Source organism: Photobacterium chitinilyticum (assembly GCF_004104355.1).
Classification (GTDB): Bacteria; Pseudomonadota; Gammaproteobacteria; order Enterobacterales; family Vibrionaceae; genus Photobacterium; species Photobacterium chitinilyticum.
The window spans coordinates 1-1,309 of record NZ_RJLM01000059.1; the positions used below are offsets into that span (position 1 = coordinate 1).

Genomic DNA, 1,309 nt, shown 5'->3' on the forward strand with positions numbered 1-1,309 from the left:
TCTACCAACTGAACTAAGGGGGAATTATATTTTCGTTGCTTGCACCATTTTTTCAAAAGAGAAGAAATGGTGCCTCGAGGCGGAATCGAACCACCGACACGAGGATTTTCAATCCTCTGCTCTACCGACTGAGCTATCGAGGCAACGGGGCGCATTAAAAAGGTTTTCAGCCTCTTCGTCAACGATTTTTTGATAAAAAAAGTGCAACCTTTGTTTTTTTATGCTGATTGTTCGTATTTTGAACTTTATAGCAAGGGGAAGGTGCCAGATATCACGGCTGATTGTTAGCCAGTGCCTGTTGTTCTTGGGTTAGGGCTCGCAATAAAGTTGGTCGTCCGCTCATGTGCTGACGGTATTTTTCAAGCTTCGGGGGGAGCTTTTGATCAAATTTGACGGCCCAGTTTAGAGTGTGGGTAAGCAGGATGTCGGCAACGGTAGGAAAATTACCAATGAGAAATTCGCTGGCGGGCAGCCACGTTTCCGCTGTTTGTATCGCTTTTTTAAATTCCCAGCTTGCCACTGAGAGCATTTCTGGCAGGCGAATTGGTTTGGGCAGGGCAAACTTGTGCTTTCCCATTGACCATAGCGGTTGTTCTAGTTCGGTAATAATAAAGCTGATCCACTCTAACTGTTTTGCAGCTTCAGCGGTGGCCGGTTTGGGTAGCCAGTGCTTGCCGTATTTTTCCGCCAGATAGAGGCAAATTGCGGCTGATTCGGTCAAGACTATGTTTTTATCATGAAGGGTCGGGACTTTTCCCTGAGGGCAAAGTGCTAGGTATTCTGCGGATTTGTGTTCGCCTTTGGCAAAGTTAACCAAATGATACTGCCACTCAAGTCCAAGCTCTTCCAATAGCCAGGATACGCGCAAAGACCGTGTTCGAGGGTAACCATATAACGTGATCACTCTGTCTTCCTTGATAATTCATGAGGATGCTTGGATATAAACTTAGACTAAAACAAGGAGGCAGCACAAAGTATTCAGGTATTTTTGCCGTTTTGGAAGGGAGGCTTATGGGGAAGGGCAGCCTTCCGTTTGTGAGATATAAAAAAAGCCTTGTCCGAAGACAAGGCTTTCTTATTTGGCTCCCCTTGCAAGACTTGAACTTGCGACATACGGATTAACAGTCCGCCGTTCTACCAACTGAACTAAAGGGGAATTGTATGGTGCCTCGAGGCGGAATCGAACCACCGACACGAGGATTTTCAATCCTCTGCTCTACCGACTGAGCTATCGAGGCAAAAGCAAAAGCGGTTAGGCTTTAACTTTTGCATTGTTGCTTTCACAACCTTGCTAAGAAATGGTGCCGAC

Annotated in this window: 1 protein-coding gene and 3 tRNA genes; all 4 read right to left on the reverse strand. The window is 46.1% G+C overall.

Features of this window, described 5'->3' with window-relative positions:
- Positions 1–67: 67 nt before the first annotated feature.
- The 4 genes from EDI28_RS25735 to EDI28_RS25750 all read right to left on the reverse strand — a co-directional run bounded on the left by EDI28_RS25735 (position 68) and on the right by EDI28_RS25750 (position 1,238).
- A tRNA-Phe gene (locus tag EDI28_RS25735) sits at positions 68–143 on the reverse strand.
- A 128-nt stretch (positions 144–271) separates the two neighbouring features.
- On the reverse strand, positions 272–904 hold the full coding sequence (locus tag EDI28_RS25740; protein WP_128786681.1) for a glutathione S-transferase family protein: 633 nt from the start codon (positions 902–904) through the stop codon (positions 272–274).
- A gap of 176 nt (positions 905–1,080) precedes the next feature.
- Positions 1,081–1,156: transfer RNA gene (locus EDI28_RS25745), tRNA-Asn, on the reverse strand.
- 6 nt (positions 1,157–1,162) lie between these two features.
- Positions 1,163–1,238: transfer RNA gene (locus EDI28_RS25750), tRNA-Phe, on the reverse strand.
- Positions 1,239–1,309: the final 71 nt, after the last annotated feature.